At 40.7% G+C, this 26,865-nt stretch carries 35 protein-coding genes and 1 pseudogene; 15 read left to right on the forward strand and 21 right to left on the reverse strand.

Annotated features, from left to right (window positions below; genetic code table 11):
- Positions 1-4 precede the first annotated feature (4 nt).
- Genes VEB00_09960 through VEB00_09970 form a run of 3 tightly spaced genes read left to right on the forward strand, consistent with a single transcriptional unit; the run spans position 5 to position 1,605 of the window.
- The gene (locus VEB00_09960) at positions 5-736 is read left to right on the forward strand and encodes a glycosyltransferase family 2 protein (GenBank protein ID HYF83337.1); all 732 of its coding nucleotides are present in this window, start codon (positions 5-7) and stop codon (positions 734-736) included.
- A 4-nt stretch (positions 737-740) separates the two neighbouring features.
- A complete protein-coding gene (locus VEB00_09965) occupies positions 741-1,091 on the forward strand; it encodes an EamA family transporter (protein HYF83338.1) in 351 nt (116 codons plus the stop codon).
- Positions 1,092-1,134: 43 nt separating this feature from the next.
- Complete coding sequence (locus VEB00_09970; GenBank protein ID HYF83339.1) at positions 1,135-1,605, forward strand: DUF4429 domain-containing protein; 471 nt, start codon at positions 1,135-1,137, stop codon at positions 1,603-1,605.
- A 108-nt stretch (positions 1,606-1,713) separates the two neighbouring features.
- On the opposite strand, the gene glgA is transcribed toward VEB00_09970, so the two are convergent.
- From glgA to VEB00_10000, 6 genes are all read right to left on the reverse strand, one after another.
- Positions 1,714-3,168, reverse strand: coding sequence for a glycogen synthase GlgA (gene glgA / locus VEB00_09975; GenBank protein HYF83340.1), 1,455 nt, complete (start codon positions 3,166-3,168; stop codon positions 1,714-1,716).
- A 110-nt stretch (positions 3,169-3,278) separates the two neighbouring features.
- Entirely contained in the window at positions 3,279-4,274 is a 996-nt protein-coding gene (locus tag VEB00_09980; protein ID HYF83341.1) for a substrate-binding domain-containing protein, read from the reverse strand.
- Positions 4,275-4,335: 61 nt separating this feature from the next.
- Positions 4,336-5,958, reverse strand: coding sequence for a response regulator (locus VEB00_09985; protein HYF83342.1), 1,623 nt, complete (start codon positions 5,956-5,958; stop codon positions 4,336-4,338).
- Positions 5,933-7,462 (reverse strand): sensor histidine kinase, encoded by a 1,530-nt coding sequence (locus tag VEB00_09990; GenBank protein HYF83343.1) that lies wholly within the window; start codon positions 7,460-7,462, stop codon positions 5,933-5,935. Before VEB00_09990 ends, VEB00_09985 begins: the two co-directional genes overlap by 26 nt.
- An 11-nt stretch (positions 7,463-7,473) precedes the next feature.
- Positions 7,474-8,484, reverse strand: a complete 1,011-nt coding sequence (locus VEB00_09995; protein HYF83344.1) for a substrate-binding domain-containing protein — start codon at positions 8,482-8,484, stop codon at positions 7,474-7,476.
- Positions 8,485-8,637: 153 nt separating this feature from the next.
- Positions 8,638-9,588, reverse strand: a complete 951-nt coding sequence (locus tag VEB00_10000; GenBank protein ID HYF83345.1) for a radical SAM protein — start codon at positions 9,586-9,588, stop codon at positions 8,638-8,640.
- Between the two features lie 175 nt (positions 9,589-9,763).
- Between VEB00_10000 and VEB00_10005 the strand changes: the two genes are divergently transcribed.
- Positions 9,764-10,345: a class I SAM-dependent methyltransferase gene (locus tag VEB00_10005; protein HYF83346.1), complete on the forward strand. Its 582-nt coding sequence runs from the start codon at positions 9,764-9,766 to the stop codon at positions 10,343-10,345.
- Positions 10,346-10,448: 103 nt separating this feature from the next.
- Here the strand turns inward: VEB00_10005 and VEB00_10010 are convergent, their stop codons facing one another.
- The 6 genes from VEB00_10010 to VEB00_10035 form a co-directional block, all read right to left on the reverse strand.
- A complete protein-coding gene (locus VEB00_10010; GenBank protein ID HYF83347.1) occupies positions 10,449-11,426 on the reverse strand; it encodes a D-glycerate dehydrogenase in 978 nt (325 codons plus the stop codon).
- Positions 11,427-11,571: 145 nt separating this feature from the next.
- Positions 11,572-12,093: a type 1 glutamine amidotransferase domain-containing protein gene (locus VEB00_10015; GenBank protein HYF83348.1), complete on the reverse strand. Its 522-nt coding sequence runs from the start codon at positions 12,091-12,093 to the stop codon at positions 11,572-11,574.
- Positions 12,094-12,147: 54 nt separating this feature from the next.
- On the reverse strand, positions 12,148-12,549 hold the full coding sequence (gene dhaM / locus VEB00_10020) for a dihydroxyacetone kinase phosphoryl donor subunit DhaM (GenBank protein HYF83349.1): 402 nt from the start codon (positions 12,547-12,549) through the stop codon (positions 12,148-12,150).
- A 3-nt stretch (positions 12,550-12,552) separates the two neighbouring features.
- Complete coding sequence (gene dhaL, locus VEB00_10025; GenBank protein HYF83350.1) at positions 12,553-13,191, reverse strand: dihydroxyacetone kinase subunit DhaL; 639 nt, start codon at positions 13,189-13,191, stop codon at positions 12,553-12,555.
- A gap of 13 nt (positions 13,192-13,204) precedes the next feature.
- Positions 13,205-14,200 (reverse strand): dihydroxyacetone kinase subunit DhaK, encoded by a 996-nt coding sequence (gene dhaK, locus VEB00_10030; protein HYF83351.1) that lies wholly within the window; start codon positions 14,198-14,200, stop codon positions 13,205-13,207.
- A 115-nt stretch (positions 14,201-14,315) separates the two neighbouring features.
- Positions 14,316-14,525: a hypothetical protein gene (locus VEB00_10035; protein ID HYF83352.1), complete on the reverse strand. Its 210-nt coding sequence runs from the start codon at positions 14,523-14,525 to the stop codon at positions 14,316-14,318.
- A 159-nt stretch (positions 14,526-14,684) separates the two neighbouring features.
- On the opposite strand from VEB00_10035, the gene VEB00_10040 reads away from it, so the two are divergent.
- The 7 genes from VEB00_10040 to VEB00_10070 all read left to right on the forward strand — a co-directional run bounded on the left by VEB00_10040 (position 14,685) and on the right by VEB00_10070 (position 17,060).
- A complete protein-coding gene (locus tag VEB00_10040; protein HYF83353.1) occupies positions 14,685-14,930 on the forward strand; it encodes a hypothetical protein in 246 nt (81 codons plus the stop codon).
- 12 nt (positions 14,931-14,942) lie between these two features.
- Positions 14,943-15,245 (forward strand): hypothetical protein, encoded by a 303-nt coding sequence (locus tag VEB00_10045; GenBank protein ID HYF83354.1) that lies wholly within the window; start codon positions 14,943-14,945, stop codon positions 15,243-15,245.
- Positions 15,246-15,333: 88 nt separating this feature from the next.
- A complete protein-coding gene (locus VEB00_10050) occupies positions 15,334-15,603 on the forward strand; it encodes a hypothetical protein (GenBank protein HYF83355.1) in 270 nt (89 codons plus the stop codon).
- Entirely contained in the window at positions 15,604-15,801 is a 198-nt protein-coding gene (locus VEB00_10055; protein HYF83356.1) for a hypothetical protein, read from the forward strand.
- Positions 15,802-15,837: 36 nt separating this feature from the next.
- Positions 15,838-16,149, forward strand: coding sequence for a hypothetical protein (locus VEB00_10060; protein HYF83357.1), 312 nt, complete (start codon positions 15,838-15,840; stop codon positions 16,147-16,149).
- A complete protein-coding gene (locus tag VEB00_10065; GenBank protein HYF83358.1) occupies positions 16,149-16,475 on the forward strand; it encodes a hypothetical protein in 327 nt (108 codons plus the stop codon). Before VEB00_10060 ends, VEB00_10065 begins: the two co-directional genes overlap by 1 nt.
- A 42-nt stretch (positions 16,476-16,517) precedes the next feature.
- Positions 16,518-17,060 (forward strand): Hsp20/alpha crystallin family protein, encoded by a 543-nt coding sequence (locus tag VEB00_10070; GenBank protein HYF83359.1) that lies wholly within the window; start codon positions 16,518-16,520, stop codon positions 17,058-17,060.
- Between the two features lie 9 nt (positions 17,061-17,069).
- Here VEB00_10070 and VEB00_10075 read toward each other — a convergent pair whose 3' ends face one another.
- A complete protein-coding gene (locus VEB00_10075; GenBank protein HYF83360.1) occupies positions 17,070-17,513 on the reverse strand; it encodes an Hsp20/alpha crystallin family protein in 444 nt (147 codons plus the stop codon).
- Positions 17,514-17,547: 34 nt separating this feature from the next.
- The gene (locus VEB00_10080; GenBank protein HYF83361.1) at positions 17,548-18,039 is read right to left on the reverse strand and encodes a superoxide dismutase family protein; all 492 of its coding nucleotides are present in this window, start codon (positions 18,037-18,039) and stop codon (positions 17,548-17,550) included.
- 149 nt (positions 18,040-18,188) lie between these two features.
- Between VEB00_10080 and VEB00_10085 the strand changes: the two genes are divergently transcribed.
- Positions 18,189-19,346, forward strand: a complete 1,158-nt coding sequence (locus tag VEB00_10085) for an MFS transporter (protein HYF83362.1) — start codon at positions 18,189-18,191, stop codon at positions 19,344-19,346.
- Positions 19,347-19,360: 14 nt separating this feature from the next.
- Here the strand turns inward: VEB00_10085 and VEB00_10090 are convergent, their stop codons facing one another.
- Entirely contained in the window at positions 19,361-19,663 is a 303-nt protein-coding gene (locus VEB00_10090; GenBank protein HYF83363.1) for an AzlD domain-containing protein, read from the reverse strand.
- Complete coding sequence (locus VEB00_10095; GenBank protein HYF83364.1) at positions 19,656-20,369, reverse strand: AzlC family ABC transporter permease; 714 nt, start codon at positions 20,367-20,369, stop codon at positions 19,656-19,658. The genes VEB00_10090 and VEB00_10095 overlap by 8 nt, the downstream gene beginning before the upstream one ends.
- A gap of 421 nt (positions 20,370-20,790) precedes the next feature.
- Between VEB00_10095 and VEB00_10100 the strand changes: the two genes are divergently transcribed.
- Complete coding sequence (locus tag VEB00_10100) at positions 20,791-20,943, forward strand: hypothetical protein (protein ID HYF83365.1); 153 nt, start codon at positions 20,791-20,793, stop codon at positions 20,941-20,943.
- A gap of 36 nt (positions 20,944-20,979) precedes the next feature.
- Positions 20,980-21,138 (forward strand): hypothetical protein, encoded by a 159-nt coding sequence (locus tag VEB00_10105; protein ID HYF83366.1) that lies wholly within the window; start codon positions 20,980-20,982, stop codon positions 21,136-21,138.
- A gap of 93 nt (positions 21,139-21,231) precedes the next feature.
- On the opposite strand, the gene VEB00_10110 is transcribed toward VEB00_10105, so the two are convergent.
- Positions 21,232-22,125, reverse strand: coding sequence for an ATP-binding protein (locus tag VEB00_10110; protein ID HYF83367.1), 894 nt, complete (start codon positions 22,123-22,125; stop codon positions 21,232-21,234).
- 188 nt (positions 22,126-22,313) lie between these two features.
- Between VEB00_10110 and VEB00_10115 the strand changes: the two are divergent.
- Positions 22,314-22,565, forward strand: a pseudogene (locus VEB00_10115) (pyridoxal-phosphate dependent enzyme).
- 50 nt (positions 22,566-22,615) lie between these two features.
- Here VEB00_10115 and VEB00_10120 read toward each other — a convergent pair.
- The 4 genes from VEB00_10120 to VEB00_10135 form a co-directional block, all read right to left on the reverse strand.
- Positions 22,616-23,149, reverse strand: a complete 534-nt coding sequence (locus VEB00_10120; GenBank protein HYF83368.1) for a hypothetical protein — start codon at positions 23,147-23,149, stop codon at positions 22,616-22,618.
- A 73-nt stretch (positions 23,150-23,222) separates the two neighbouring features.
- Complete coding sequence (locus VEB00_10125; GenBank protein HYF83369.1) at positions 23,223-23,591, reverse strand: hypothetical protein; 369 nt, start codon at positions 23,589-23,591, stop codon at positions 23,223-23,225.
- A 238-nt stretch (positions 23,592-23,829) separates the two neighbouring features.
- Positions 23,830-25,470: a peptide ABC transporter substrate-binding protein gene (locus VEB00_10130; GenBank protein HYF83370.1), complete on the reverse strand. Its 1,641-nt coding sequence runs from the start codon at positions 25,468-25,470 to the stop codon at positions 23,830-23,832.
- Between the two features lie 107 nt (positions 25,471-25,577).
- The gene (locus VEB00_10135) at positions 25,578-26,849 is read right to left on the reverse strand and encodes an MFS transporter (protein ID HYF83371.1); all 1,272 of its coding nucleotides are present in this window, start codon (positions 26,847-26,849) and stop codon (positions 25,578-25,580) included.
- Between the last annotated feature and the right edge of the window lie 16 nt (positions 26,850-26,865).

The raw sequence follows: 26,865 nt of genomic DNA on the forward strand, positions 1-26,865 counted from the left end.
TAAAATGAAAGTGTTAATAGCATTGCCCGCATACAATGAAGAACCCGGAATCGCCTCAGTGCTGGGAGATATAATTAAGCTCCGAGAGCTTAGCAAGTACAGCATGGAAGTCTTGGTTGTAAATGACGGCAGTACTGATGAGACTGCAAATATTGTACATAACCTGTCCTTAGGCAGGGATTTCATAACTCTGATAAACCATGATATCAATAGGGGGCTGGGAGAAGCTGTCAAGACCATACTTCATTATGCAGTGGATATTCTAGGTGATGATGATATACTTGTAACCCTCGATGCAGATAATACCCATACTCCAATGCTAATAGAAGACATGACAGATACATTAATCTTAAACCAGCTTGATCTTGTGGTTGCCTCCCGCTTTATCGATGGCAGCATGGAAATCGGGCTAAGCAATATGCGCAAGCTATACAGCAGGGGGGCTATGTATTATTTCAAATTGTTCTTCCCAATAGAAAACCTCAATGATTACTCCTCCGGCTACCGCGCTTATAGAATGAAAACCTTGCGGGAAGCCTACAACAAATGGAATGGCCTCGTTACCACAAGCGGCTTCGAGTGTATGGCTGAAATAGCCGCCAAATTCAGCAGGATGAATATTCGTGCCGGTGAAGTCCCTCTGGTGCTAAGATATGACTATAAGAAAGGGAAAAGCAAGATGAATGTAGCCAATACTGTAAGAGGCTATTTTTCTCTGCTCAATAAGGTAAGATAGTTCAATGATTTATATAATAGCTCTTATCTCCATAGTTCTGGGCTCTGTAGGACAATTCCTCCTAAAGCTTGGCTCTGCTGATGTAAAATTAGACAGAGGGCTTGTGACTGCCGCTCTGTCCTTCATACTTAATCTCAATATTGTAATAAGTCTATTCTGCTTCTTCTCAAGCATGATAATTTGGGTATTGGTGCTTAAAAGACTGGAGCTTAGCATTGCCTATCCAATGGTCAGCCTGGGCTATATCATCACAATGACTCTTGCATTTCTATTCCTAAACGAACCGCTGCGGTTGACGAAGCTTTTGGGCACTGCACTTATAATATTTGGAGTGATAGTGATAAACATCAGGTAGTTGGCTATAATATGTGAAGAAGTAATATTCAGGAGGTCATAGCATGTCGGATGCGTTAATGGAATTAAAAGGGATAAACGGACAATTGGAGCTTTATGAAGATAAAATAGTAATGAAGCGAAAAGGTGCATTATCCAAGCTAACCCAAGGTTTTTTCAAGGGTGATAAAAGTATATATCTTAGCCAGATATCAGAAATACAAGTAAAACCCGGAACTTGGGCAACTAATGGATATATACAGTTTACATTATCTGGTGGCAACGAAAATACTAAAGGTATCTTTGATGCTACAAAAGATGAAAACGCTGTGATCTTTTCAAAGAAAGACAATGATTTGGTAAGTAGAATTAAAGACAAAATTGAAGAATTGAAGACGTCATTAAATAAAACTGGTACAGTAATAAATTCCCTAAGTCCCGCTGATGAAATTAAAAAATACAAGGAATTACTAGATGACGGCATCATTACAGAAGAGGAGTTCAATAAAAAGAAGAAAGATTTGCTTGGTCTTTAATTGCTTTTTGATATTGTATATAAAACTGTTCTTTATGCTTTAAAAGCACCTGTTCTACTGATCCAATAGTTCAGGTGCTTAAATAATCCTGTACCCATTGCCCATTGCCTATTGCCCATCCCCTATTGCCAATACTTTTCTATACAGCTCCATATACTCCAATGCTGACTTGTTCCATGAGAAGTCCTGCTTCATTCCGTTCTTTATAATGACTTCCCAGGTAAACTTCTGCCCATAGAAGCTTATTGCACGTTTTATTGAGTCCAGCATTTCATGAGCATTGTAGTTTGCAAAGGTAAATCCTGTCCCTTCTTCAGTAAACTCATTGTATGACATGATTGTATCATTAAGTCCACCAGTTTCCCTTACTATCGGAACTGTTCCGTATCTCAGACTGAAAAGCTGGCTTAAACCGCAGGGTTCATAAAGCGAGGGCATCAGAAACATGTCAGAGCCAGCATAAATTCTCTGAGCCAATACTCCATCATATTTCAAATTGGCAGATACCTTGTCGGGATATTTAGAAGCCGCCGCGCTGAACATCTCTTCATACTTTTTATCTCCTGTTCCCAGCACCACCAGCTGTATATCCAACTGCAGCAGTTCGTCGAATACACAGGCTATCAGATCTAATCCCTTCTGGTCTACAAGCCTGGATACAATGCTAATTATGGGTATATCTTCTCTTTCAGGAAGCCCAAGGCTTTGCTGCAGCATCCTCTTATTCTCATACTTGCCCTTAATATCCCCGGCATTGAAGTTCTGATAAATTCTTTTATCTGTCTCTGGGTCATTCTCCTGGTAATCTATCCCGTTCACTATTCCATAAAGACTGTCAGCACGCTTGTTTATTATTCCATTCAGGTTCTCGCCAAAGAAGTCATTCTTTATTTCTTCCGCATAGGTTTTACTGACTGTTGTAATAATGTCCGAATACACTATGGCTGCCTTCATGTAGTTTACACAGTCTTTAAACTCCAGTCCCTCAGCATTAAAATATTCCCAACCCAGTCCAAGTATATCCCCAAGGGTCTCCTTTGAGAAAATGCCCTGATATTTAAGGTTGTGAATTGTATAGACAGTCCGGATCTCCTTATAAAACTCCTCAAGTTTAAACTGAGCCTTCAAGAAAGCACCTACAACTCCTGTCTGCCAATCATTGCAGTGTATAATATCAGGTTTAAAATCAATCATTGGAAGCACCTTAAGCAGCGCCTTGCTAAAAAAGGCAAACTGTTCTGCTTCATCAAAATGGCCATACAGTGTATCTCTATTAAAATAGTATTCATTGTCTATGAAATATACTACTACACCTTCATGCTCCAGTTTCAACACTGCACAATACTGATGCCTCCAGGCAAGATCGACATACACATAGCCTATGTACTCCATCCTTTCTATGAAGCATTGCGGAATGGATTTGTACTTCGGCATTATAAGTCTTACATCAGCGCCAAGCTTAACAAGCTCCCGGGGTAAAGTGCCGGCAACGTCTGCCAATCCGCCTGTCTTTGCAAAAGGCACTGCTTCCGAAGCTGCAAAAAGTACCTTTATTTCACTCATAATTATCCTCCCTTACAACAGGCGAACACTGTTCGCCCCTACTACCCGTAACCTCGTACGGGCGATTCATGAATCGCCCCTACTCCCCGCACCTCGAACCTCGCACCCGTCTAATTCCTATATACTTCTTCCATCATATGAAAACCGTCCTTAATTATCGTAGAATCCATATTCCCCTTATCTACGGCTATTGGTTCAAGCTCATAATATGGAATGTCATACTTGCCATCGTAGATAGTCTTCTCTATTTTGAGATTTTCTCCCTTAGCAAGCAATACAGCCAGTCTGGCTGTTTCACCCGCCAACTTCTCTATTGGCTTATACACAGTCATAAGCTGAGTTCCTTCTACTATCCTCTGGCATGCTGACAGATCCGCGTCCTGTCCGACCACAAAAACCTTGCCGGCCATACGGTGCTCCGAGAGAGCTTCAATAGCACCCTCAGCCAGGCTGTCGTTTCCAGCTATGATGCCGTCAACTCGCTTCCCATCCTGTATCACCTTTACTGTCTCTTCGAAAGCATATTCCTTCATCCAGTTGTCAGCCCATTCCTCCGCAATAATATCAATACTTTCATCCTTGACTTTATCTCCTAATACTTTATCATAGCCCTGCTTTATTATCTTAGTGTTATAATCCCGTTTTGCTCCGTTTACTATAAGCAAATTACCTTCGTGAATCTTATCCACTACATATTTTGCCATTAGCTCCCCGACTCTTTCGTTGTCAAAGGATATATACAGGTCTGCATTGGATTTCAATACCAGCCTGTCATATGATATAACCTTTACTCCCTGCCTTTTCGCCAGTTCAACCGCACTCAAGGCCTTCTCCAGGTCATTGGGAACTATAATAAGCACATCAATGTTTTGCTCCAGGAGGTATTTCACCTGCTTCAGCTGATCCTGGTCATCGTTGTTTGCATTCTGCACAATTATATCCGCTCCCATTTCTTTTACCTTCGCAATGAGAATATCCCTGTCCTTCAGCCACCGCTCCTCCTTAAGAGTACCCAGGGAAAAGCCAATTACCAGTTTTTCGTCCTTCTGTTCAATAGTATTTTGGCTAAAGTAGCTCTCAATATCTATTATATCCAATCTTTTCATTACAAAGTAAAAGAGCAGTACAAGTACGAAGATAAGCAAAACCAGTATTCCTTTCCGAAGTTTATCTTTCCGCTGCAAAGTTCATCACCTCATCAGATTGTTGATTATCCCTGTATTCGGTAGGTGTCATGCCAGTCACTCTCTTGAATATCTTACAATAATAGTTGGGGTCACTGTAGCCTATCTTGTAGCAGATTTCCTTAATGCTGTCATCGGTATCCCTTAGAAGCTCCCTGGATTTAGCTACCCTCAGCTCAGTCAGGTACTCTACAAAGCTCTTCCCTGTAGAATCCTTGAAAAACTTGCTGAAATAATGGTAGCTCAAGTTGGTTTCCTTAGCTGCATCATCCATACTGATGTCTTTATTAAAGTTCTCAATGATATATTTCTTCACCTTCGCGCTGAGGCTGTTTATTTCCATCTCCCTGGCTTCCCTCATGTCAGTTATTATCCGCTCGAGACGTCCTTTGCAAGTAACCTTCAGCTCACGCAAGTCTTGTGTTTTGAGTACGCTGTTCAAAAAGTCCTGCTCTCTTAAGCTGTCAATTTCCACATAATATGGCACTGACCTTTTTATAAGGAAAAACAACTCTATTATTCGTGACTTTATCCTGTCCATATCATCCTTATAATTCATAGTCAGCCATAGGAATATGCGTTCAAAAGCATCCATGGCACCTTCTGCATCAGCTGATAGCAGCTTACGGATCAATTCCTTTTCCTGGCTCTCGGGATACATGTCCACAATACTGCCCTTTGTCATTATATCCTCAAAATGCATTACATTATCTTCTTTCTTCAAGGATGCTGACATGTTGGCCTCATTGCATGATTTGGAAAAATTACCGAGGTCATAGCCCCTTCCAATACCTATGCTATATTTGATGTGAACATTCCTATTTATCTTTTCTACCAGTTTCGAGGCAATTTCAATGGACATATTTCTTATCTCATAGGCGTCGACTCTTTCATCTATCGGTATATAAGCCACGACTTTGTCCAGAAGGGGTGGACCTATAAGGCATTGGCACAGATTCTTCAGTTCAAGGCTGAATATATTATAAAACCTCTGCTTATCCAGGCTGATTTCCATAACCTCCTGAGATTCTTGGTTTTCCATATCATCCACAATTGCCATCATAACATAGCCATTACCAATTCCCATCCCGAATACTTCTTCATAAAAGGCAGCATCCTTTACAGCATTCCCATCAAACAATTGTGAGTATATGAATTGACCTTCCAAGTGCGGTATTACCTTATTCATTTTTTCCTTCAGCAATATCTCCCTTTGAACAGCCTCTCTTTTTGAAGCAATTGCAGTGCAAATGCCTTCAAGTGTTTCTACCACCTTGCTCCTGTTTATAGGTTTGAGCAGGTAATCATGAACTCCAAGATTGATTGCTTCTTTTGCATAATTGAAATACTCATATGCAGTAATAATGACAAATACAGTATCACGGTTTATTGCCCTTATCTGCTTTATCGCCTCTATACCATCTATACCAGGCATGTGAATATCCATAAATACAATTTCCGGTTTGAGCTCCATGGCTTTTTCTATTGCTTCACGACCTGATTTGGCTGTGCCTACCACTTCCACATTATCTACAAATCGCTCAACCATATATTTCAATGAGTCAATAACAAGGTACTCATCATCCGCAATCAACAGTTTCATCATCCTGCACCACTTCCTCTTCATAAGGTATTTTCAAGGTAACCCTGGTTCCATGTCCTTGTGTGCTTTCTATTTCAATAACATCCTTAATATCTGTTATATTATAATAAAGCTGCAGCCTCTCAGTAACATTTGATATTCCTATCCCTGTAACATGTTTTTTCTGCTGGTTTTCAACGTTTCTATGCGAGAGCAGTGCCGCTACCTGTTCCTCAGTCATCCCCTCGCCATTGTCCTCAACCTCTATCAATATACTTCCACCCCAGAGCCTTACAGAAAGTAGTATTTCTCCATCCCTCTCCAGGTTCTGAAGTCCATGTATAAAAGCATTTTCTATAATCGGCTGTATTATAGTGCAGGGTATTTTTACATTCTGCACCCGCTCATCTACATCAGTATGAAATTCTATCCTGCTTCCGAACCTTGTCTTCAGTATGAACATATAATTCTTGGCATATTTGATTTCATCAGCCAATGTCGCAGGCTCATCAAGCTTCCTGAGATTGTATCTGAAAAGCTCTGAAATATTCTCAACAAACTCAGAGGTTCTGTCTGCGCCCTCCATCATGGAAAGCTGTGATGCCGCATTCAAGGTATTGAAAAGAAAATGCGGGTTTATCTGAGACTGCAAGGATTTTAGCTCCGCATCCTTTAAAAGGCTCTTCATCCTCAGGTTTTGCATCTCCTGCTCTTTCAGGAGCTTTTCCACCTCTGCCTGACTCTTAAGCTCATCAATATAGCTTTTTATACTAATTATCATTTTGTTAAATGCAGTGGCAAGTATATTTATTTCATCGTCAGTTTTTATTTTCGACAGGTTTACGTCAAAATCACCTGCTGATACCCTTTCGGCCGAGTGGGAAAGCTGAATTATCGGTTTAGTCAGTCTATATGTAGATACAACAGCGAGAGACAGGCTTATAAATACCGAGCCTATTATTATGAATAAGTTCACATAGCTCAGGTAATTCATATTTTTAGTAATTGCTGTGTATTTTTCAGAACCCTTTTGGAGCTTGTCCCCCAAAAGCATGTTTATATAAAACTTAATATTCTCGCTTATTTGGTTTGATCTGGTGAAATGTGAGATATATTCGCTGCTTATCCTGCCTCTCTTAGCTTTGACGGCATTATCCGCCTCAATAAGCAGGTTATCAATCATAAAGCCTATATCCTTCAGCATGAGATAATCATTGTCATACAGTGCTTCTCTCGGTATATTCAATGACTTCTCCTGAAGGTTGTTGTAAATATTGTAATAGCTAAGAAGATTCTCTGAGGATTTGGTTGTCAGATACTTTTCAAGCTCTGTCATTAAGAGGTTTACGTTGCTGTTCAAGCTGTTCAGATACACATAGTCCGTAATAACCGTGTTCATCTTTATCAGTATGACCTTAGCGTTATAATAGGAAAATAGACTTGTAACGCCAAGCAGCATAGTCATAATTAGATAATATATGATTAGTTTTTTTCTAATACCTGTAAATGTGAACATTTCTTTATTCATGCCATCACCAGCTATTCTTCCATTGTAGCGGATTTTTTCTCGTATTCATCAATGTTTTCCTTTGTGATAACCTTGACTCCGGTATCTATAAAGGTGGAAACATTGTTCTTTTCCTTTATGTCTATCAATGCCTTGAGGCTTTCAAAACCCATCTTGTACGGATCACTCATAACTGTTCCGTAAATGATGTCTTTGCTTATATATCTTAGAATATCCTCTGTATCTCCGTAGCCTACAATTGCTATGCTGCCAACCTTGTTCCGATCCACTATAAGCTGGGCTGAACCTATTGTATCTACTGAATTCGTTGCGAATATCGCATTTATGTTGTCTTCACTGCTGACTATGGTCTGTGTGATTTCCTCAGCACTCAGTATTCCCATTCTGGAGGTATAGTTCTTAACAACCTTGATATCCGGGTAATTCTTTAAGGTACTTAAGAAGCCGTTCATTTTGAGGTTCTGGCTGGTCGAATCAAGCTCCTGGTCATTGCTTACAATAACAGCAATATTGGCTTTGCCCCCGGTGGCTTTTACCATTAGCTCTGCTGCTGCCTTTCCCTGCTGAAAGCTGCTGGTGCCGACGAAGGAATTCCTGTCGCTGTTTTTGTCATCATTCTCAATAGTCACTACAGGTATGCCATTATTTTTTGCTTTATTTATCAGCTCCGTAAAATCAGTCCCGCTGGACACATGGGTTATTATTCCGTCCACCTCCGACGTCACAGCTATGTCAAGGAACCTGAGCTCTTCCTGGTGGCTGTTGAATCTGGGAGCATTAAATTCAACCACAACCTTATTTTCTTTTGCAGCGTCCTCAAGGCCATGCCTGACTTCCTTCCAAAAGGGGTCCACTGAATTCTGAGCTATAAAATAAAAATGAAACCTTGGCTTGGATATGAAGACATTGGCTTCCTCTCTCTGAATCCAGAAAAGAAAAGCGCTGGTCATACATATTAGAACCATCAGTATAAGAATTGCATGTCTATTTATATGATAAATCAATTTTTTTATTGCTTTCATAGTTATGATATATTCCCCCTGAGCTCTAATGCATTCTTTCTCTTCTTTTGATATATTTCTGTAGTTAATAATTCTACAGAACAAACTATTCTCCTTCTTCTTAGCTGCTAGATTGTATTATCCTCTACAACTTTGCAATCCTAACATCTTCGCTCATTGAATATCATATGCTGTATATCTGGTTAAACCGGCTTTTCTTGCAGCTTCAATTGCCTTCCTATACTCCTCCCTGGTGATCCTCCTGTTAAGCTCCGGAATTCCATATGCTTTGTGTTCTGGATAGTACTGGGCCATAATATTCACATATACATCCTTTGAGAGCTCCTTTGCAATGAACTCCATTATCTCTCCCGTACCCGCGAGATTCTGAGGAAGCACAAGATGTCTTATAATAAGGCCTTTATACGCAATATTTTCCTCATCCGTCTTAAGGTTCCCAACCTGCCTGTACATCTCCTTCACTGCAGCACTTGAAATCTTAAAATATTCTTTCACCCCTATATACCGCATGGCAAGCTCATCATTAGAGAACTTGATGTCCGGCATATAGATATCAACAATGCCTTCTATAAGCATGAGAGTGTCAGTAAGGTCATATCCACCTGAATTATATACGATAGGTATTTTCAGCCCTGCCCGGGATGCAGTATAAATGGCTTCAACTACCTGAGGTACTATATGGCTGGGAGAGACCAAATTGATATTATGGCATCCTCTTTGCTGAAGTGATAGCATGATTTCTGCAAGATCCTGCACTGACACCTCTTTCCCCTCTCCGCAGTAGCTTATCTCATAGTTCTGACAGAAAGCACACCTCAGATTGCAGTTAGAAAAGAATATTGTTCCTGACCCATTAGCTCCTACCAACTCCTCTTCTTCTCCAAAATGCGGCTGAGCGCCCGACACTACTACGTTCTTTAGAGTTTTGCAGTATCCTTTTTCGCCCTTCATCCTGTTTACCTTGCATTGATGAGGACACAGCACACAGTCTTCAAGCATTTTATTTAATACCTCAACCCGACCTAATAGTTCGCCACTTTCAAGCAGTGTCAAATAACCAGCTTTATGCATCTTCCGCTCCTCTTTCCTATTTTTATTAAGCATCTATAAGCCTCAAATCCTACATGTAAAACTATTGCTCCTTATTAGAAAGCTCAGACCATAGAACCAAGAATAGTCATAATAATTAGCAATTTAGTGGTTAAAATATTTATATCTGAGCCTTTTTTATTATTTTTCTAAAGTAAAATCCTTTTATGCAAGGGAAGTGTGAATAGCAGTGGAGTTATCGCCAAGACTTTATCACCGTCTCATAAGGCCAACCTGGTTTTTGAACAGATATATTTATAATATTCTTAAAGACAATTTTAATTTTGAGAATAAGAAAGTCATTGATTTTGGATGTGGAGTAGGTTCAAGCGCAGCATTATTCATGCCCTCGTCATATCTTGGTCTGGATTGTGATATCAGGAGGGTGGTGTATGCAAGAAAAATCAACCCGGAATATAACTTTGGCGTATTGGCGGAAAACAAACTGCCGATTCCCGACTCATCGGTGGATTATATCCTAGTTGTTTCTGTACTGCATCATATTTCTTCCATGGATGTGAACAGCTATTTGAATGAGTTTAGAAGGGTATTGACCTGCACCGGAAAAATATTGGTCATAGAGCCTTGTCTATTTAAGGGGAATTGTTTTAGCAACTTCTATATGTCTCGGTTTGATAAAGGGAAATATTTAAGAAGCGAAGATGAATATTTAGAAATGTTCGACCGATTTGACTATGAGACGCGGATCATGAAGCGTTTCAGTCAGTTACTCCTTTATAAAAAACTGTTTTTCGTCGCTGCCTTGAGCTAATCGATTATCAAAAATGTAAAATACAAGCTTTTCCAAAAACTTGGTAACAATTATAGACCATGCATTTTTTCTTTGAAGCAGTGGTGAGTGGCAATACTCACCCCTACTTCAGAACCTCCGGGTTAATACAAGCTTCAGGCATACCTCCTGTAAGCACACTGACGATGTTACGTGCTGCTATAAGTCCCATATTAGTCCTTGTTTCTATGGTAGCAGAAGCGATATGCGGTACTATAACAGCATTGTCCAGCTCTTTGAGTCCCGGCTCTATATCCGGCTCGTTCTCAAAGACATCCAGTCCTGCACCCCATATCTCACCATTCTTTAAGGCATATATCAGAGCCTTTTCATCAACAACAGGCCCACGGGAGGTATTAATGAACACTGCTGTATTCTTCATAAGCTTGAATTCCGTTTCACCTATATAGTGCCTCGTAGTTGGCGTCAAGGGTACATGAACGGATATAAAATCCGCTTCTCTTAGAAGTGTCTCTTTGTCAACGAACCTCGCACCAAGCTGCTTTTCCATCTCGGCATTCGGTTTTGTACTGGTATATAAAATCTCCATATCGAAGCCCTTTGCCTTACTGGCAAAATTGAAGCCTATGCGGCCTGCTCCAATTACTCCAAGCTTCTTGCCAGTAATATCCCTGCCCAACAGCAGCATTGGCCCCCATCCCTTGAATTTTCCTGCTCTGGCAAATCTGTCTGACTCAGCAATCCTTCTGGATACCGCGAACAAAAGCGCCCAAGCCAGGTCTGCCGTTGCATCATTGAGCACATCTGGAGTATTGGTAACTATTATGCCTCTCTTTGAAGCCTCAGCAACATCAATATTATTGTATCCTACTGCATAGTTGGCAAATATCCTGCATTGTGAACCTGCGGCATCAAAAACCTCTGAATCTATTACATCTGTAAGCAAGCAAAGTACAGCGTCCATACCTCTTACTCCAGCCAGCAATTCTTCCCTTTCAAGTACTCTGTCGTGAGGATTTACTGTCACATCAAATTGTTCTCTCAAGCTATCAATTGCAGCTTCTGGAATCTGCCTTGTAACATACACTTTTTTTCTCATCATCTTTCTTCCTCCACATTTGTCATTCTACTTATATAATTATCGTTTCATCTGTTTAGTTTATTATATCAAAACGTATAATTGAACGCACTTATAAAACAAAAAACCCATGAAGCTTTAACCCTCATAGGTTTTAAATATTGAGTATTTAGCTGTTACATAGAAGCTCCACATAAGCTTTCATATAATCAGGCAGATCCTGGGGCTTACGGCTCGAAACTATGTTGCTGTCCACCACCACAGGCTCATCTACCCATATCCCTCCTGCATTTGTCATATCATCCTTTATTCCCGGGGTGCTCGTTACCCTTTTACCCTTGAGAATATTTGCAGAGATAAGTACCCAACCCGCATGACAGATTTGCCCAATAGGTTTTCCCGCTTCATTCATTCTCTTAACAAGCTCAAGCACTTCGGGGAATCTTCTCAATTTATCCGGTGCCCATCCACCCGGTACAAGAAGTCCATCATATTCATCACAACGTATGTCCGAGAAACAGAAATCTGAAACAGCAGGAACCCCATATTTCCCAATATATTTGGTATTTGCCTTTTCCCCGACTATATGAACAGTGACACCTTCCTCTCTAAGCCTCAGAATCGGATACCACAGCTCCAAATCCTCAAATTGATCGTCTATGAGACAGATTACCCTGCAGTTTTTGTTCATTAACCCACACCTCCATCAATACCTTTGCTTACATATTACACCTTCTATTATTTATCATCCATAAACTTTCTTAAGAAGGCTGCGGGATTCTTCTGCAGCAGCCAGTACGTTATCAATGCTATCGCCGATAGATGCCTGTACGGCAGCAATTATTGTCCCTTCCAGAATCGGAGCATCAGCAATTCTTATCCTTTTCCTAATACTGTCCTCCAAAAGCTCTATAGCTAAGGTACTGCTTAATACTGCGCTGCCAAGATCAACCATTACAACGACTCCATCGCCGGTATCAACTTTTTTTATAGCTTCCATAATTCTGATTGCATCTGTCCCAATACTTCCGTCCTCCAAACCGCCTACTGCAGCGATTGCTTCTTTTTCACCCGCCATTTGATCCGCCAATTCCTTAATTCCCTCAGCTGCTTTTGCACTATGGGACACAATTACTATACCAACCATCTCTCATGCCTCCCGGATAGAGGATTTGCAATAATCCTTCAATACCTTGAGCAATATAAGGGAGGATGTTGCCCCGGGATCCTGATGCCCTATACTTCTTTCCCCCAAATACGAGGCCCTTCCTTTAGTAGCCTTTATCGTCTTTGTGTATTCAACTCCCTCTTCTGCCGCCTTACATGCCGACTCAAGACAGTCCGTAAGACTTTTATCCTCCTTTATTCCCCGAGAAAAGGCTTCGAGCGCAGGTTCAAGTGCATCCAGCATTGTCTTTTCACCCTTTACAGCCTTGCCTCTATCCTTTATACCCTGTATTGCTGCAGAGAGCATTTCCATAGCTTTTTCTCTGGTTATAAACCCAGCCCCTTGTGCTGCACTTGAAGCTCTTAAAAACGCAGTACCATATAGAGGGCCTGAAGCTCCCCCAACTGTTGATATGAGGGTCATTCCTACTTTTTTAAGAACCGCCGAGATGTCTTCTTCCCCCGAATCCAAAAGCTTAGCTCTCACTGCATCAAAACCTCTTGACATATTTATGCCATGATCTGCATCTCCTATAGCCGCATCAAGGTTTGTAAGCATCTCTTTATTTTCATTTATGGCATCAGATATAGTATAAATTGCTTCATATATTTGGGAGTGCATTTTACTCCCCTCCCTATATCTGAACAAAGGCTGGCGTATCAGCAGGAGCAAGCAGCAATTCCTTTAACTCCCCATCCAGCTTCAAGACAGTTATGGAGAATCCGGCCATTTCAAGTGAAGTCATATTGTTTCCTACATATGTGTGCACAATCTTTATGCCCTTTTCGTTCAGCACTTCAGCTACTCTTCTGTTCACAATATAGAGCTCCATTAAAGGCGTACCACCCAAACCGTTTATCATAACTGCCACTTCATTATCGGCATCTAAAGGCATATCTTCCAATATCTTCGCAAGCAAATGATCTGCAATCTCGTTGGCAGTTCTTATTTCTTCCCTGTGGGTACCTGGCTCCCCATGAATTCCCATGCCAATCTCCACTTCATTTTCTTCCAAAGTAAAGCTGGATTTTCCGGCAGCTGGGACAATACACGGAGAAAGAGCCATTCCCATTGATCGCACGTTTGCAATTACTTTCTCTGCTGTCCGCTTTACTTCATTAAGCTCTGCTCCGGTTTCAGCCTTTGCACCCGCTACTTTATGGACAAAGATTGTGCCTGCTATTCCTCTTCTTCCCGATGTCCAAGTACTGTTTTCAACTGCAACGTCATCGTTTACAACAACACTGTCTACTTTTATGCCTTCAGCCTCGGCCATCTCTGCAGCCATTTCAAAGTTCAATATATCGCCTGTGTAATTCTTTATTACCAGCAATACACCCTTTCCACCATCTACAGCCTTTATTGCCTCAAAAACCTGGTCAGGAGTAGGTGAGGTAAATACAGCTCCAGCTACAGCTCCATCAAGCATACCTTTACCGACGAATCCCCCATGGGTAGGCTCATGCCCGCTTCCGCCGCCGCTCACCAGTGCAACCTTTGGGTTAGGAGCACTTGCTCTTACTAATACGTTTGTTCCTTCCAAACGTCTTATATAGGCAGGATGTGCAGCTACTACCCCCTTAAGCATTTCATCAACAACATTTTCAGGATTATTAATTATCTTTTTCATTGTGATAACCCCCTTTTTTATTTGTACTAAACTTGTACAGTAAATTGTACTACGCTTAGTTCGAAATAAGACTAAAATTCCAAAGATAAAAAAGAAAAAACTGCCCTAAGGCAGTTCAATCCCCCGCAGTCATTATACCCAAGGCCCCTTCTTCATCGATAATATCCTGAATCTTATCTACCTGAGATACTATCGCTCTGTTTATACTATGCTGAACAGTTGGGCTTTCCATATCCTTCACTGCAGGATAGTCAATTGTCACCATATCGTCTTGAGTAGTAATCCTTCTCGTGGATATACGCACCGGATTTTGTATAACGCTCATACCTCACCGCTTCTTTCTTTTCTCTATAGAAAATAAAGTCTATAACATCATATTCAACAACTTCCCTGGTTGTTCCGTCTGTTCTTGTGGCACTTGCCAAAAGCACGGCATATTATGTAGAGAGAAAATTTGCTTGTATTTACGAAAGGGGTGTACTGCATGCCTGACCTGATTATTTTTAATTGTATTGCTGCAAACAACATGAATAAAAATGCTGCTATATTCGTTGGGGATAATTCTGCCTCCGGCTGGGATTCCAATAACAAGATCGAGAATGTCATAAACCAGACTGTTGGCGCAGCAAACGTTTTTACAGCCATACTGACAATGTTGAACGATAATGACATCATTGATACTCCGATTGTTGATAGTGATGTAGAATCAGCTCCAGCAGTTCAAGCATAGGATGTGATTTGTATGCCTCAGAACAATATGGTCACTTTTAATAACATACTGGTAAATTCAGTGTATACAAACTCAGGGATTTTTGTCGGTACAAATTCCCAAGTTAATTGGAATTCCAACAATAATAACAAGTCAGGCTTCGGCTCCGTTCTGGGAGCCAGAAATGTAGTAAGCCATGCAGTCAATATATTCATGGACAACGACTTGATAGACACCCCAATTTTTAATGGGGCAGCACTGCCCCCCAGCACGAAGGGGAAGGATAATATAACAATCTATGGGTGCCATAGAATAAAAAAAGAACATGCCGATTAAATTGTTTTGGCACAGATTTATGACTTTACTCATAAGATAATATAGAATGGCTGGATTCCATTCATATATAAAGCTTGGAGTGGTCTGAATGCTTGTAGAAAAGCCACGTATCGATATCACTTTAAATAACATCTGCATAAACTCAATAGTGTCCAACTCCGGGGTATTTGCAGGGCGTAATATTCAATACCTGTGGCGTTCAAACAGAACCACTCAATCCGGCTTTGGTACTGTCACAGGGGAAAACAATACCTTGGAAAGCCCCTTTAATGTAGTAACCGATCCTGACAGCAGCAGCGAACTGATAAAATACCTGGAAGAACTGTTAAGTGCAAGAATTGGAAAGCGGGGAATATAAATGGTCAGAATAGAATTTGGGGACTTAATAATCGAGCAGCTTTCAGACTCCTCAGGGGTGTTTTCCGGTGACAATTTTCAGGCGAAGTGGCGTTCATGGATGAAAGTTGACGAGGGCTTCGGTACTTTAGAAGGAGATTTCAATAATTCTTTAAATAATCAAAGTGCAGTAATAAGAACGTGCATGGAAGACAAGTAACAACCGCTGCTATTATGAGAGGCGGAGTGAATTCTGATGGGAAAACGTGATGAAAGTAATTCTGATAATCTCCTGCTGCGGGAAATCTACAAGAAGCTAATGTCTATCGAAGGAGAAGTGGAAAAGCTTAAAAGCAGACCTGAATACCATATTAAAGTAGAAAAGTTGGATGTGCAGCAGCTGGAAAACCTCATTTTCCGCCTTGACACACTGGATATAAAGGATTTAAGCGGTACTCTAAATATAGGCAATAATTTCGATACAAAAAAAACTTCTTGCAACGTGGTTGAAAAAAACAGCAAAAAAGGCAAGGGCAAAAAAAACAGTAAAGACAAGGAGGAGTCCTAATGGATAACCTATCTCCGGTATTTTTCATAGGTAATATCCGTATCGGCACAGTTGAGGGAGCTTCCTGCATTAATCTGGGCAATAACCTGCCTGTGGGTTTTCAGAGCTTTAAGAAGCAGAATCAGGGCTTTGGTTCTATATGCGGTGATAATAATGATATTGCTGAGTTGTGCTCAGTGCTTAAAGATACAAACGTGGTAGACATGCTGAATCAATCGGGCAATGATGAGGTTCCAGACTGGGTGAAGAGACTGGCCTCTGAAAAATTCAGCCTTGGTGATAAAGAATCATCCAGGCAGTCCAAATCCGAACACAAATTTAAATAAAAAATATCAAAATATAAATATAACTTATAGGAAGTGATTTTGTTGAGTAATCCCGGACAATACTATGATCCCACACAGATGAGCGCCAAGCTTAAAAATATGTTTTTGAAAGGCGATACATCAGAGCTTCCCAGCTTCATTCAGGAGGTATTGATGCAGTCCATCGCCAATCCATTGACTCAGGCTCTGTTGGCTCCTTTGGCCCAATCCTTGGCGGCACCCCTTTCTCAGTACTTCAGCAGTCCAATGTCTCAGAATGTAAAAAGTGAGTCTGTGATATATGCGGAGCCTACACCAACAAACACAAACAGCTTGAATCCACAGCTTTTTGAGATACATGGCTTTGTGGTCATTAGAACTCCAATACCTGAAGGTGTAGACGAGAATGATATTAAAGTATTAATCGCACCCAGCCATGTAACTATAAAAGGTGATCCTTCTGGCAACGACCACATTATCCCTCTTCCACAGGGTACAAAAAAAGAAGGTGCTACTGCAGCCTTCAAGAATAGAATATTGGAGGTTCAAATTCCAAGGGAAATAGAAGCTCTAACTTTCGATGAGGTTACTGTACAATATCTGTAGACAGAGACGCTATTCACTAAAATTAATTGATATTTCTTTTTCATCTCCAACTGTAAGCCTTGGTATGTGGATTTCCACAAGGCCGCCTTTGAATTGTGCCTCTATAGGACCATCGGGAACAATATCATCAGGCAATAGAATTTCTCGTTTGAAGCTCCCACGAAACCTCTCCCTTTGAAGAATTTCCTCCTCTGTTACCGTGTATGTCGTAGGAATTTCACCACTGATAAAGAGCTTCATCCCTTTAATTCTTATTGTCAATTTATCCGCCGACATAAGCCCCGGTGTCTCAACCACTACAACCACCTGTTCATCTGTCTTATATATGTCAATAGGTGGTCCCTGCTTTGGAATCATTTTGTTTATCTCGTACCAAAAGTCTTCCCCCAATATCTGCTGTGCCTTTTCAGGCATACCCTTCCATTCAAATATCTTTCCTTTTCCATCCGGCATTACCAAACACCTCCAAGTTATAGCTGCCTGTCAGCTAGACTGCACTTATCACCCCGCAGCCCAGCCTTTTTCCCGCGTTGCCTGCAGGCTGAGATCTGTAATCGTCAGGGCTTTCGTGGATTATTACTGCTTTCCCGATTATATCGGCAACCCTGAACTTATTGGTAAAGAAGCACATCCTTGCTATGCCATTGTTTGAAAACAATACCGGGAAATCTCCTGCATGGTTGCCATGAGGCTGATTTGTTGGATTCCAATGTTCTCCTGCCGCTTTGAAAGGTTCCTTAGGATCCCCGACTTCACAGCTTCCGCTGCCATGAATATGAAAGCCGTGAGGGCCTATCGGCTGTTTGACCTCTTTGCCCGGCTGATATTTGGGAAGTCCCTTTACATTTACACATATCCAGACTCCACCAGGTACGTTTCTGAACATAACCATCCCTTCCAACTGTGGTGCAAGAGGACCGCCTTTTATTCTTGCAACAGCCGTCTGCGCCTTGTCCTGTCTATATTCCCTATAATACATATTACCCACCCCTAATAACAATATATATTCATATTATTCAAACAGCCGGAAAATGTGCTATTTTGCTTGTTCTCCTTGATTATTGCTGTTTTAAGTATTACAATTGTTTATAAGAATTTTTGTTTGAATTTTTTAATGGGGTGAAATGATTGAGACATACTTCAAAATGGGTACAATACATAGGTTTTATCTCAGTAGGCATCATTGCAAATATCATAGGTCCTCTCCTTCCTGCAATACGCACTGATATCAACATCAACTACAGTCAGGGAGGATTATTACTTTCAGGACAGTTTGTAGGAATGCTCATTACGGCACTTATTGGCGGATACTTTATGGACAAATCAGGAAAGAGGCCTTTTATGCTTGCCGGCAGTGCAATGATAATTGTCGGACTTGCGGGCTCCATGACTGCTAAAAGCTTTATGTTCTTATATGCATTAAATCTTATAACAGGCTTTGGATATGGTATATATGAAGTAGGAATAAATGCTCTATGTGCGGATTCATCTGAGGAAAACAAAGGCAGCGATATGAATTTCTTACATTTCTTTTACGGAGTCGGTGCTATAGCTGCTCCCCTACTCGCATTTGCAAGTACTGAATACTTGGGCAATTGGAAATATTGCTTTGGATTTGCACTGATTGCTCCTGTTATTGTAAGTATCTTACTAATAAGAAATAGAATTGAAGAGCATAAGCTTATCCATGAAAAAGTCAAGAAAGCTGGAAATAAAAACTCCAACCCATACAAAAGCCTTTTTCTGTGGACTGCTGGACTTACCGCATTTTTCTATGTAGGTGTGGAAGTGTCTACAGGCGGTTGGATTTCAGTTTATTGGAATACAATGATTCCTGACAGTGCTATACCAGCATCCTTGACTGCTACTATATTCTGGCTTTGCCTTACAGTAGGGAGACTGTTCTCTGGTAAAATCGCGGATCGCATAGGCCTTTCAAAATACATGCTTGCAGCAGGTTTCGGAACGCTGCTGCTATCGGCTTTATGGAGTGTTCTGCCTGCAGGGAACTGGACTCTGGTTATAGTCGGCGTATTGGGACTTATGCTGTCAGGTCAGTATCCAACTGCTATGGCAATTGCAACTGCTCATTTCCCGGGAAAATCGGGTGTGACTGCTGCATTTATTTCAGTATTCGCAGGCCTAAGTGGTTTCTTCATTCCGGCTCTAATCGGGCGAGCAGCTGATACCTTCAGCATTGCCGTGCTCTCATACGCAATGCTGGTACTATCCTTGCTGCTTGTGATATTCGCTTATACTTTAAAAAAAGGTTCTATGCAGTCTTAGCATAGGACCTTTTTTTATATCAGCCAGTTGCATAATAACACCCCGCCAATTCCTCCGAATACCACAAATATGACATTCAGTCTATAATAGGCAAATATAATAGAAACCAAACCTCCCACAGCTGCTGTAAGCCTGTCTCCTGTAGAATCCAGTATCCCGGGAAAAATCAATGCCCCAAGCGCTGCGTAGGGTATATATTTCAGAAATACTTCAAGCTTTGCCGGAAGCTTGATGCCGTTCAGGAACAGCATTGGGATTAACCTTGGTATATATGTCACCAGCGCCATTAAAATCACTATAACAAACAATCTAGTCATTGGTCACCTCTCCCTTCCCATCCAGGAATGAACCAAGCAAAGCAGCAGTTACAGTTGAGATTATAATCGCCCAGCTTGGGGAGACAAAGCTTAATACAGGTACGAAATAAAATGCGGAATTCACAGCCATAGCTGCCAAAGCAACTATAAGTATGGGACTTGCAGTCCTCATACTGGGAACCACTAACCCGATAAACATAGCATATAGCGCAATTCCCATTCCGTTTATTATGTATTCAGGTATCCATGAGGACATAAGCAGCCCTGTAAGGGTCCCTATATTCCAGAAACAGAAAGCCATAAGATTTAATCCAAGCATGAATTGAGGACTTATTTCCCCTTTTTCTTCTATAGAAGCCACAGCAAAGGTTTCATCTGTAATCCCAAAGGCCAGGTAGGGCATAAGCTTCTTTGAAGTACCCTTTTCCAGGTTTTGCGCAATAAATGAAGTCATGAGAAAATGCCTCAAGTTCAATATAAATGTAGCCAGTACGATTTCAATTGGCAGCGCTCCAAGGCTCATAAGCTTGATGCCGACAAACTGGCTTGCTCCAGCAAACACAATCAAAGACATCAACATCGCTACAATACTTGGTATTCCCAAGGTTTTTGCCAACACTCCGAAGGCTATGGCTATTGGCAGATATCCTACCGCAATAGGAACCCCCGCTTTTATTCCTCTTTTAAAACTTGTCCCAGCTTCCATGATATTACCTCTTTCCTGCATAATCTCCTACAGGCCTTTCAAAAAATATTAAAGCCCTCATCCCTTTGACTTCACGTCTCAAGGATGAGAGCTTAGCCTTACGTAAATTACTATATATTATATTTACATAAAGCATTTTTGTCAACTATGTGCCCTGTAATAGAATTCGTTTCTGGCAGCAGGGCACAACATCGATGACCGGATTAAAAGCTCCCTATTAAAGCACAGGAATGCATTTAACCTTGGAATTCAAATTTTTTGATTACATTTATGAATAAAATAGATATATAAATCACCTCCCGCAGAAATTATATTTTACGGGAGATTTATTTTTTTGTAGATAGTACCTCACATATTTTCATTTTCTTATGTGAAAAATAGAAGGGATTATAAATACGTATAAACAAAGGAGGCGAAACAAATGGAAATAAATAAACATTTTCATCTTGCAGAAGTCAAGGAAGATAAAAAAACAATACAATTGCTAACTGAGTTTGAAAACAAGCTTGGAGAACAGATAGGCGGGGATGTAGTTCTGATTGCCTATAAGCGTAATGATGAAGAGAATAGCTAGTACAAATTTTGCAGCCATAAGAGGAGTGTTGAATAAATGAAAGCAAACGAACATTCTCATCCTTCTGATATTGAGAGAGATAAAAGAATAGAAAAAAGGCTCTCTGAATTTAAGAACAAGTTTGGAGAGGAGTTTGGCGAAGATGTAGTTTTGATAGCCTACAAGCGGGATAAACCAGAAGGCAGCTGGCATTAAGAAAGCGCTCTATAAAGTGCACCCCAAAGGTTAGACACATCTAATATTTGGGGTGCACTTCACTAAGGAGCTCTTTTTTAATTTTATATCTCATTATTCTTCAGAAATTTCCGACTCCAATGCTTCATCATCATAGAAGTCCAGATAGGAATACTGCTTTCCGCCTTTATGCCAGCCCAATATAGCTTCCATGTTGACGTTCTGCGTAGCTCTGAGAATATTAGTATCCACGTTTTCTATCTTTTCCTTCAATTCCTTTATCAAAGCTTTTATTTCATGGCGTTTGTTGGCTATCTTCCCTGCAGAAACCATGCAGGCACAGTTCAAAGGCCATATGCCGCTGTTCTGTGTGAACCTTTCAATATAAAGCTCATCAACAAAGTAAAGCGGTCTAATAAGCTCCAGACCCTTGAAGTTTGCGGATTTCAACTTTGGCAGCATCGTCTTGAAGCTTCCGGTATATAGTATATTCAACATCGTAGTCTCAATTGCATCATTGAAATGATGTCCCAGGGCAAGCTTGTTGCAGCCCAGCTCCGTCGCCTTTGAGTAAAGTGCACCTCTGCGCATTTTAGCACACATATAGCAAGGGTAGTCCTTTGCGATTTTGTCTACAATCTCGAATATTCCTGATTCAAACAAATGAATAGGTATATCAAGATATTTGCAGTTTTCTATCAGAAGCCCCTTAATATTCTCATGATAGCCCGGGTCCATAGCTATGAACTCCAGCTCAAAGGGGACGTTTCCATGCTTCTGCAGCTCTTGAAAGAGCTTGGCCATAAGCATGCTGTCCTTTCCTCCCGAAACACCCACTGCTACCTTATCCCCTTCTTCAATAAGGTTAAACTCCCTTATTGCTTTTAAAAACTTTGACCATATGTGCTTTCTATATGTCTTTATAATACTTCTTTCTATTTCAGGAAGCGGCTTCCTTTCACTGAAAGGCACCAGTATTTCACAGCCTTCTCCGGCTATATCGCTCATTATTTAAACATCACCCTTCGTACTGCTTTTTGATTATCAATACTTTAATATTATCCCATATCATAATATATCCTACAATCCTTAGTAAAACAATACTTCACCTTATTTATCCCCTTCATTGGTCATTATAAGAAGTATTTGATATAATTTAATTAATTATAATGCTGTGAGGTGTTTTGATAGGTGGGGATGAAATCAATATTATTGATGGCTATGTAGGCAGAGGGTATGCCTTAAGCCGTCAAGAGGAGCTTGATTTCATTCATTCTCTGGCTAAATCGGAGGGAGTAATCCTTGATCCTGTTTATACCGGAAAGGCTATGTACGGACTAACAGATGAGATAAAGAAGGGAAGGTTTAAGGATTATAAAAATATCCTCTTCATTCATACCGGAGGACTTTTCGGACTCTTTCCAGAGATAAATTTGTTTGAATTCTAGAAACAACCTCTCCCCTGCAACGGGAAGAGGTTGTTTTATAATCATATAATCTATACTTTTATATCGATATACTTTCCATAATGATTTCCGAAGAATTTTCTCATATTATTCAAAAAATAATCGTCATTCTTATTATCTGTTTTTGTAGTCGTAGTGGTCTTTCCTCCAGATGTATATGCCCTTCCGCATTCCGGGCACACATCCATAAAAATCTGGACAGACTGCGATGTAACCGCTCGCCCTTCAACCTGTGCTTTTGCACCTTCCCTTGAAACATGTTCCTGCTCATGAGCCATTACCGCTGCACCTGAGCTTTCTGGAGAAACATGGGTAGGAGCTTTAAAGGATACCCCTGGATCGTCAGACCCGTCAACATACTTACGGTTCTGGCAGGTTGAGCACTCTACCGCACCCATCTTCTTCATCAATATCGCTTCCTGGCTGTTTCCGACAGCAGACGTTTGCTCATTAGCATTATTTGCACCTGGCGCTTGCTGTTGTGCTGAAGCGTCAGGTACCCCTGGATTGTTTTTCGAATATTGACTTATAAAGTTATACCCACCTGAACCTACTTGAAGGGACATATAAATCTCCCCTTTTTAATAAATAATATATATATTATACCACATATTTCTATTGATTAAAATATTATCCAGTCTAATCCCCATGTCGTATCTTATCATCGTCCGAGTCCAAATCAATCGTAAAGTTGCTCATACTGTATCCTGCCAGCCATCTGCAGCAAATCCTGCCTTTGACCCTATCCCGGTATCCTGCCTTAAGCTTGCCCAGAAGCTCAGTGGCTGACTGTCCCAGCTCAACATGTACAGTATAATTGAAGTCTATGGTCACTATTCCGTTTTCATCCGGTTCACTTACTATTGGATGCTTTTCAGCAAAATCCTTTGTACCCTTCCAATTCAAAATCTGGCGAAGGCAGCTGCCCTTCCCCAGCATTTCCTGAAGAAAAGCCTTGTTCTCCATCTTTATATAACCACCGACTATATAAAACTCCAGCTCTAACATAAATACGCACTCCCAAATCCAATCAACATTGTTATTTTTTTAACATTCTTGATTATATTATATTTCATACATTTGCAAAAGTAAATAATATATGCAAAAAAACAACCGGTATTTCCGGTTGTATAACTCAGATTCAGCATTTTCTAATACATCTTATGAGGATTGTACATGCTGTGACCCTATAGAAAAAGGCTTTACCTGATCTCAAGTGATCAGATAAAGCCCGGTTCACATTCTATTACTTTTTCCCTTCGATATAGCTGTAAATAAAATCTATATCAGGTGCAAAGGAATCCCTCTTAAAATTCTTAACATAACTCTTGACTGCATAATCCTTATACCTGAAATACAAAGGTCCTATCGGCATTTCATCCATGAGAAGCTGCTCAGCCCAATGCAGCAATACAGATCTTTTTGCCTTGTCCGGCTCAGCCTTTGCTGCACTGATATACGAATCATACTGTGCGTTGCTGTACGCTGCATCGTTGACCCAACCATCTGTTACAAACAAATCCAAAAACGTCATAGCGTCTGGATAATCTGCACCCCAACCCGCTAACGAAATCTGATAATCTTGTTTACTTTGTCTTTCTATCCTTTCAACTGCTGTAACCGCCTGAATTTCTACATTCACTCCGAGATTCTTCTTCCACATTTCTATGAATGCTTTCCCATACGACTGCGCAGATTCGGTGTCATTAACCAACAGCGTAAGTTTTGGTAATTCTTTCAGTCCAAGTTCCGCCATGCCTTGATTCAGAAGCTGTTTTGCTGTTACAACATCATTATCCGTGAAATAAACCGGCTTCTTTTCTCCAAATGTCTTTCCATCAGCGTCGAGCACAATACCCGGTGTTACAAATGCAAGCGCGGGCTTCCAAGGCATTTCTGCCACATTATTGATGAACTCTTGCCTATTTATGGCATATGTCAAAGCTTTTCTAATATTCTTATTCTTCAAAACCGCATTTGTGCAGTTAAAATCAAAATACCAAACACTAGCGTCACTATATGATCCTAACTCATCCTTGGAGAAAGTCGACTTATCGGTGTAATACAAATGATTAATCATGTCAAGAGCACCGGTTTTATACATCGAAACCTCAGTTTCCTCATCATCGGTTAAAATACCAGTAACCTTCTCAAGCTTAATGTTTACTGCATCCCAGTATGTGGGGTTTTTCACAAAGACCATTTCGCTTTCCAGTTCCCATTTCTCCAATTTAAAAGGCCCATTTGTTACAAGGTACGCTGCCTCTGTATTGTAGTTCTCTCCATACTTTTCAAACACGTCCTGCCTTACAGGGGCAAAAACAGGGAATGATACCAAATAATCAAAGTATGTAACCGGTTGCTCCAATGTGACCTTTATGGTCTTATTATCAACTAGCTTGATACCGACATCTTCCATTTTGGCATCACCGATACTGTATTCTTCAGCATTTACTATGTCATACAAAAAGTATCCATAATCTTTTGGATCTTCCGGGTCTATAGCCCTAAACCAGCCATACACAAAATCCTGTGCTGTAATTACTTTGCCATCCATCCACTTTGCGTTCCGCAAATGAAATGTCCACTCTTTACCGTTAGGGCTCACTTCCCATTTTTCTGCTATGCCAGGCTTTATCTTTCCGTTCCCTGCGTGTCTGGTAAGACCCTCCATTATCCAATTATAAACTTGGATATCCCCTGTGTAATAAGCTGCCTGGAAATCAAGAGTCTCCGGAACATCATACAGACTGATGTTAAGCTCCTGCTTATCTTTTAGAGGCGTATTCACAACACTGTTTGTTGAGGTGTCTGCGAAAACCATCATCATAGATGACAGTATAAGTATAACCGACAAAGCTATTGACAAAATTCTTTTATTTTCCATTAATATCATCCCCTCTCATATTCTTACATCAATATGTATAATTGTAACCAAATAAATTATTATTGTCAAATTATGTCTAACTATAGGTAATAACGCCTAAAGCATGATTATGCCTTCCATGACTGGTCTTGGCGCTGCTCAAGCACCCTTATTTCCCGGCTTCTTTCATAGTGTCTCAGCCAGAGCATAAAAAGCCCCGATGCAAATGTAAGTGAAAAGCATAGAATCCACAATTCGAATAATCCAAATGCGGTTATATATTTGCCGAAAAAGAATGGGCCTAATGCATTTCCTGTACCCATTATCATCGTAATAAGTGCATTGAACCTTCCCCTGTGAGTTATCGGAGAATGGTTGGCAATATACACCCCTGCGTTTGTGGCTTCCAATACCTCCCCCACCGTAAAAATAAATGCAGACAGCAGGAATAACGGCAATGTGCCTATGAATCCAATCATACCAAAGCCTACAGCATAGAAGAAGCCTGCAAGAGCCATGTTTATCAGCGGCTTCAGCCTTAAAGTAAGCTTTGTCGCAGGTACTGTAAAGGATATGACCACAAGACCAGTGAAAGACATTATAATGCCAAAATACCTCGGTCCCAAGCTGCTCCCAAAGCTTTTTGCAAGCTGAAGAGGTATTGCAAACCCTATGCATGAATAAACCAACTGATTGATTAGCCGACCCACACTGAAAAGCATAAGTACAGGCCTTTTCTTAAAGGCATCCCATGCGCTTCCTTCCTCAGCGGCCTCGTCATCCCCTTCAGCTTCCTCCTGCTCCATATCCTCTGCATTCGGCATTGTCTCTTTAATGAAAAGCAATATTAACACTAAAGATATCAATATGGCAAAAGCGTTTCCGTAAAAAATCCAGTTTGTATGGTTCCTATATAAAAAACCAGCTATCATAGGACCTATGGAAAAGCCTATATTTGTACCCATGTAAAGCAGTGAGAACGCTTGTCTTCTGTTGTCCTTGTTCGTAAGATCGGTTAACATAGCCGAACTCACCGGCTGTGCCGCCCCAGCAAACATTCCTGACAATATGAGAAATACAGGAATTAGTATTGAGCTGCCTAAAAAAGGACATGGAAAAAAGCATAAAGCCGACAGTCCCAAAAATCCCAGAAGCAGCTTCTTCCTCCCTATATGGTCAGTGAGCTTGCCCCCCGTTATGGAGCCTACCATTTGAAAAACCGCACTTAGCAAAAAAAACTCGCCGGCAGCTTCTGCGCTGAAACCCAATCTTTCAGTCAGAAAGAATGTAAGAAACGGATAGACAAAGTTGCCCATCGCATTTATTATTCTTACGATGAAAAGCACATATATCGACCTTGGAAGTCCTGAATATATGTGCAACCTCTTATTTAACCCCACGATACAACCCCCTAAG

The organism is Clostridia bacterium (genome assembly GCA_035628995.1).
GTDB lineage: Bacteria > Bacillota > Clostridia > Lutisporales > Lutisporaceae > BRH-c25.

Coding starts and splice junctions, on each gene's coding strand:
- VEB00_10035 (HYF83352.1), bottom strand. CDS start 14,525: ATGAGCGTTATACAAAATCCGGTGCGTATATCCACGAGAAGGATTACT.
- VEB00_09970 (HYF83339.1), top strand. CDS start 1,135: ATGTCGGATGCGTTAATGGAATTAAAAGGGATAAACGGACAATTGGAG.
- dhaL (HYF83350.1), bottom strand. CDS start 13,191: ATGCACTCCCAAATATATGAAGCAATTTATACTATATCTGATGCCATA.
- VEB00_10080 (HYF83361.1), bottom strand. CDS start 18,039: ATGTATTATAGGGAATATAGACAGGACAAGGCGCAGACGGCTGTTGCA.
- VEB00_09960 (HYF83337.1), top strand. CDS start 5: ATGAAAGTGTTAATAGCATTGCCCGCATACAATGAAGAACCCGGAATC.
- VEB00_10130 (HYF83370.1), bottom strand. CDS start 25,470: ATGGAAAATAAAAGAATTTTGTCAATAGCTTTGTCGGTTATACTTATA.
- VEB00_10045 (HYF83354.1), top strand. CDS start 14,943: ATGCCTCAGAACAATATGGTCACTTTTAATAACATACTGGTAAATTCA.
- VEB00_09985 (HYF83342.1), bottom strand. CDS start 5,958: ATGATGAAACTGTTGATTGCGGATGATGAGTACCTTGTTATTGACTCA.
- VEB00_10040 (HYF83353.1), top strand. CDS start 14,685: ATGCCTGACCTGATTATTTTTAATTGTATTGCTGCAAACAACATGAAT.
- VEB00_10100 (HYF83365.1), top strand. CDS start 20,791: ATGGAAATAAATAAACATTTTCATCTTGCAGAAGTCAAGGAAGATAAA.
- VEB00_10000 (HYF83345.1), bottom strand. CDS start 9,588: ATGCTTAATAAAAATAGGAAAGAGGAGCGGAAGATGCATAAAGCTGGT.
- VEB00_10125 (HYF83369.1), bottom strand. CDS start 23,591: ATGTTAGAGCTGGAGTTTTATATAGTCGGTGGTTATATAAAGATGGAG.
- VEB00_09995 (HYF83344.1), bottom strand. CDS start 8,484: ATGAAAGCAATAAAAAAATTGATTTATCATATAAATAGACATGCAATT.
- VEB00_09980 (HYF83341.1), bottom strand. CDS start 4,274: ATGAAAAGATTGGATATAATAGATATTGAGAGCTACTTTAGCCAAAAT.
- VEB00_10120 (HYF83368.1), bottom strand. CDS start 23,149: ATGTCCCTTCAAGTAGGTTCAGGTGGGTATAACTTTATAAGTCAATAT.
- VEB00_10075 (HYF83360.1), bottom strand. CDS start 17,513: ATGCCGGATGGAAAAGGAAAGATATTTGAATGGAAGGGTATGCCTGAA.
- VEB00_10055 (HYF83356.1), top strand. CDS start 15,604: ATGGTCAGAATAGAATTTGGGGACTTAATAATCGAGCAGCTTTCAGAC.
- VEB00_10015 (HYF83348.1), bottom strand. CDS start 12,093: ATGAACAAAAACTGCAGGGTAATCTGTCTCATAGACGATCAATTTGAG.
- dhaK (HYF83351.1), bottom strand. CDS start 14,200: ATGAAAAAGATAATTAATAATCCTGAAAATGTTGTTGATGAAATGCTT.
- VEB00_10105 (HYF83366.1), top strand. CDS start 20,980: ATGAAAGCAAACGAACATTCTCATCCTTCTGATATTGAGAGAGATAAA.
- VEB00_10110 (HYF83367.1), bottom strand. CDS start 22,125: ATGAGCGATATAGCCGGAGAAGGCTGTGAAATACTGGTGCCTTTCAGT.
- VEB00_10090 (HYF83363.1), bottom strand. CDS start 19,663: ATGACTAGATTGTTTGTTATAGTGATTTTAATGGCGCTGGTGACATAT.
- VEB00_10060 (HYF83357.1), top strand. CDS start 15,838: ATGGGAAAACGTGATGAAAGTAATTCTGATAATCTCCTGCTGCGGGAA.
- VEB00_09965 (HYF83338.1), top strand. CDS start 741: ATGATTTATATAATAGCTCTTATCTCCATAGTTCTGGGCTCTGTAGGA.
- VEB00_10065 (HYF83358.1), top strand. CDS start 16,149: ATGGATAACCTATCTCCGGTATTTTTCATAGGTAATATCCGTATCGGC.
- VEB00_09990 (HYF83343.1), bottom strand. CDS start 7,462: ATGAATAAAGAAATGTTCACATTTACAGGTATTAGAAAAAAACTAATC.
- VEB00_10050 (HYF83355.1), top strand. CDS start 15,334: ATGCTTGTAGAAAAGCCACGTATCGATATCACTTTAAATAACATCTGC.
- dhaM (HYF83349.1), bottom strand. CDS start 12,549: ATGGTTGGTATAGTAATTGTGTCCCATAGTGCAAAAGCAGCTGAGGGA.
- glgA (HYF83340.1), bottom strand. CDS start 3,168: ATGAGTGAAATAAAGGTACTTTTTGCAGCTTCGGAAGCAGTGCCTTTT.
- VEB00_10095 (HYF83364.1), bottom strand. CDS start 20,369: ATGGAAGCTGGGACAAGTTTTAAAAGAGGAATAAAAGCGGGGGTTCCT.
- VEB00_10010 (HYF83347.1), bottom strand. CDS start 11,426: ATGATGAGAAAAAAAGTGTATGTTACAAGGCAGATTCCAGAAGCTGCA.